At 58.7% G+C, this 4,596-nt stretch carries 2 protein-coding genes and 1 pseudogene; 2 read left to right on the forward strand and 1 reads right to left on the reverse strand.

Annotation, left to right across the window (positions count from 1 at the left end):
- Positions 1-904: acyl-CoA dehydrogenase family protein (locus AWB67_RS34555; RefSeq protein ID WP_125477817.1), on the forward strand; the 904-nt coding region annotated here is incomplete at its 5' end.
- A 1,080-nt stretch (positions 905-1,984) separates the two neighbouring features.
- Here AWB67_RS34555 and AWB67_RS34560 read toward each other — a convergent pair.
- Positions 1,985-3,367, reverse strand: coding sequence for a replication initiation protein (locus AWB67_RS34560; RefSeq protein ID WP_087660443.1), 1,383 nt, complete (start codon positions 3,365-3,367; stop codon positions 1,985-1,987).
- A 791-nt stretch (positions 3,368-4,158) separates the two neighbouring features.
- Here AWB67_RS34560 and AWB67_RS42505 point away from each other — a divergent pair.
- Positions 4,159-4,596 (forward strand): annotated as a pseudogene (locus AWB67_RS42505) (ParA family protein); the annotation flags it as partial.

The following is a 4,596-nucleotide window of genomic DNA, read 5'->3' on the forward strand; positions in this document are numbered from 1 at the left end:
CACGCCGTTCCACGACCGGCAATTGCGCCGCATCGTCGAGGGTGCGCTGTTCGGTGGCGCGTCCGGTGAACAGGGCACAGCGCGCGCTGGCGAGATCGAAACCGTTTTGCGGCGTGAGGGCGATCACTTCCGCGTGACGGGCAAGAAGTACTACACGACGGGCACCGCTTACGCGGATTTTGTGCGCACGAACCTCGTGAACGAAGACGGCAAAGGCGTCACCGCGGTCATCCCCGTGCGCGCCGAAGGGCTCCAAGTCCTCGACGACTGGGACGGCATGGGCCAGCGCATGACGGCGAGCGGCAGCGTGGTGTTCGATAACGTCAGGGTCGATCCGAACGAAGTGATCGAGAAGGGCTATTCGTCGCTCGTCGGGCGGCATGGCGGCGCGTATCGGCAATTGCATCTGGTGGCGGTGGCGGCGGGAATCGTGCGCAATGTCGTCTCCGATGCGCGCAAGTACGTGACGGCGCACGGCCGTCCGGTACTGCACTCCACCGCGCCGACGGCCCGCGAGGACGTGTTCATCCAGCAGGTCGTAGGCGAGCTATCCGCGCTCAGTCATACGATCGACGTGCTCGTGCGCGACAACGCGCGCGTGCTTGGCGTTTCGTCGGATGCGATCCTGGGCGGCGATCCGGCGGCGGACGAACTCGTGCTGCAAGGGGCGCTCGCGACGGCGCGCACGCAGGTCGTGGTTGGCAAGCTGGCGCTGCAGGCGGGCGAGCGTCTCTTCGACGCGGGCGGCGCATCGGCGACGTCGCGCAAGCACAATTTCGACCGGCACTGGCGCAATCTGCGCACGATCTTCAGCCATAACCCGCTGCATCACAAGGCGAAGGTCGTTGGCGACTATGTGCTCAATGGGGTGAAGACGCATCTGGTGGAAGGACGTACCTTCTAGGCGAAACCCCGCGCACGCGGCAAGGAAAACGTCCGGCGACGGAACACCCGCAGGGAGCGCCTGTTCCTGCTGCTTCGGAATTCGGGAAGCACCCCGCCCTCTCGAACACGGACGACACGTTAATCGCGTCTTCGTTGGATTCGCGTGCGTGTTGGCGCGTGTCTGAGTCGCCCCCCGCTCACCTCGCTCTGAAAATCGCTGCCGGTGAGCATTGGTTTCACGCTCAGGCGTTGGGCAGCAGCCACGTCGAACGCAGCGCCGTGGCGGCTGCGGCCGCGGCGCCTTCCTGCTGCTGGCGGGTCACCTGGTCCGCTCTGCTTCTGTGCTGCGCTTGAGCGCGCCGACAAATTCAAGCGAGTATCTTCGTCCGCCTTCAGTTCGTAGACAAAGCCAACACACCGATCATGAGCGCGGCCAGAGGCCCAACGCTCAAGATCGTGTTGCGCGGCATCTTGCCTTTGATGAGTCCTGCTTGCTAGGCGCTGGGCTTGGCCGTCTCACAGTGTTTCGTCACGATCAGAACACCCCGAATACGCGACGACGTCCTCGCCTCACCGTCACGTCGTCCTTCCGAGCTGGCAGCACCACATCATCGGCGAGACGCCGCAGTAAGCCCTCTAGATGGCTAAAAGAGTGCTGTACCCCCGCGACGCTTATACGCCGACCCGGAATGCAACTTGTCGAGCGTTGGCGAATTCGTGGGCCTCATGCACTGTGCAAGGCCACGGTCGAAGCGAGAGCGGTTGTACCGGGCCTCGGAGAGAGGCATTTCAAGCCCGGCTCATCAAAGTTCGAAAGCGGTACTGAAAAGAAAATAAAGCGAGCAAACAGCCCGCGTGCTTCCCGACAGCAGCCACCGGCCGCGGACTGTGAATGACAAGACTGTCGATAGCCGCCGGCAAGGAAGCCCGGTCTAGATCAGCAGCCAGCAGTCGTTCCGGGCCTTCAGCCTCATCCGTGGCAGCGCCACACATCGACATCAGGCGCGATGTCGATGGACGACGATTTCGTTGCCAGGGTTTGCACGTCAATCCCTCGTCAAACCCTGAAGGCCGTCCGAACAAATGCAGGGGCTGTGTCTCATTGGCCCCTCCCCTTACCAGACCGTGTTTTGTTGAATACGTATCCCGAAAAACTATCTCGCAGGTCCGGATACTTCTCGATCATGGCTTCGGCGAGATCGGTCGATGGACCGATGCCCAGCCTGCGGAGCGTGAGCTTTCCGCCCGGGCTCGACTTGTAGGTACGCCTCCAATCTTCGCGTTGCTTCGGCGTCGCGGCCAGATACACTTCCCAGCCACGACGAACTTCGTCGACGATACGGTTCTGGGCATGGACATCCTGGGCCGCGATCTGCAACGCCATGCGGGTCTCGGCCTGCGCCTTCGCTTCGGCCTCCCGCTGGTCGGTAAAGGCCAACCCTTGCTGGACTTGCACCATCTGACGCTCAGCATCCGAGACGATCCAGCCTTCCTTCAACGCCTTCATGAAAAAGCCCGCTGGGCTCTTTGACACCTTTCCCAGTTTCAGACTAAAACGTGTACGCTCGACCGCCTGCTCCAAGCGCTCGTCGGAGTAGGTATCCCTGTCGGAGGCGATCTGATTGAACTGTGCGCTGGACAGGCCGATCTCCCGCTTCAAGGTCTGATAGAGCGCCTGTGCCTGTTCGTGCGAATGGAGCAAGCGCTCAGCCATCTCCTTGCGCTCGACGCGAAACCGCATGCGTCCGATTTTGCGGGAGCCAGGTTCGTTTCGCGTCTCGTACGATAGCGACAGGTCGGACACGTCGTTGATCTGGTCCACGGCGGGGGCGAGCCAGTCTCGTTTGAAGTACTTGAACTCCAGCGCCTTCGCGCCCATCGATCCTTGCCACTCCCGGAGTTCGTCGAGCGTGAACCAGTCGGTCACGCCCTCGCTCGCATAGGGAAGGAGGTGGTCGTACATCACGCGCGCGTAGCTAAGGGTAAAGAGCGATGTTATGCGCAGGCTCAGCCAATGTGATTTCCCAGGGCCGCGAATGATCCCGATGACGTCGGGTGGTACTCGGAATTGGAAACGCCCACCTACGTAAGAGATGCGCCCGATCAGTTGAACTGATCCGAATGGCTTGGAGCCGTCCGCCTCGGGCTCTGCTGTAGCTTGAATGAGCGCTCTTTGCGCCTCTGTAATGACCTGTTCCAAGTGGGCGTTGTTCCGACTCGAATATCGCATGAGCCACTTGAAGTAATCTAGCTCGACGTCGTACAGGTCGAGAACCTTTTCTTCCTGCGCGACAATAAAGTAGGCTGCGTCGATAAGGCGACGCGCCGCCACGCCAAGGTCGACGATGCGAATCAAGACGTTCTTGCGCGCGAAACCGATGTCGGTTCGGGCAGCTTCGACGGGGAGGCCTTCAGCGCTCGCGTCATCGAATAGGGCCAGCGCCAATTGCCTGGACGTGGCGACCTGCCCTGCTCTCGTCATCCTGCCTCCTTGACCCGCTGCAGCTTATTTTGATGAGAACGTACGGTACCCACCGCAAAGTGAGCTGTCAACACAGATCACCTCACCTTAGGCGGGCGTCAGCACACAATACCTCACCATAGGCGCCCTCCAATCACAGTTTCCCTCACCTTTCGTGCCCAAATACCTCACTTCCAGCGCCAAATCACCTCACTTCCGCGTGGTAAACACATCACCTTTCTTCTCAATCAACATCACCTCCAACACAGAACACCTCACTTCTCAGCGATAAGTATCTGATTCTTATAACAACATCGCTGCACTGTTAGTGGTGTGTTGGTTCTTTTTATTAAATAACGAACAACGGCTTGGTAGTCCATCCCGCGTTTTAAACATTCGGCTTGGCGGTCCGGCAGTGACATTGTTCGCCCTTAGATCCGTCCCGTAGCTGACGTTTGCGCGAATTCAACCGCCACAGCGGTCAATATAGAGCAGCGAAGATCGTTCGCACACGCTATCTATGGTGAGGTCTTTTGTGATGAAAGGTCGGAATTGGAGGGCGTTCGAGCCGCTTGCTTGCTTCGAACGTCCTGCCGAACTCACATTTGGCAACACGAATATCGAAGCAAGTGTTTGATTCAAAACGATTTATTAGCAATTGAGATGCGCGCACTATCCGCGCGCGATTTCCGGTGGCCATTCTTTGGCTGGCCGAGTATTCTACGGTTTGGCGCATAGTCGCACCAAAACCGTTGAAACAACGCTGAGTGTCGAGAAATTTCCTCACCGTGCATACATAAAGGAAAACGCGAATGAACTTAAGTGAACTCCCAGGGATTAATCGAAGGGTGAAACTCTCAAACCTGGGAGAGTTCGCCGAACGCTTGTCGGTCATGACAAACGAACTTCGCGACCAGATCCTCGCACCGAGGCCCAGGAAGAATGCACCCGTCTTTACGATAGGTGAGCTATCGGAAATGTGTGGACTAGACCGTCAAAAAATAAACTATTTGGCAACAAAGGAAGGCAGCGAGTTGCCACCAGGCGAAGCGCACGGGACTGGGCGCGCACGAATTTTTTCTTTGAAGGACGCGCGAGCGTGGGTACAGCAAGTATCCGACATTTACCAGACTCCGCTCGTCACCGGCACGCGGGAGCATCGGGGTCGAGTTTTGATAACAGCCAACTTTAAAGGCGGTTCGTGCAAGACGACAACGTCGATGTGTATTGGCCAGGGCTTGAGCCTGCGT

The sequence above is a fragment of the Caballeronia terrestris genome (assembly GCF_001544515.1).
Lineage (GTDB): Bacteria > Pseudomonadota > Gammaproteobacteria > Burkholderiales > Burkholderiaceae > Caballeronia > Caballeronia terrestris.

What these genes read in the sequence shown, in the direction of transcription:
- AWB67_RS34560 (WP_087660443.1), bottom strand. Translation starts at nt 3,367, where the DNA reads ATGACGAGAGCAGGGCAGGTCGCCACGTCCAGGCAATTGGCGCTGGCC.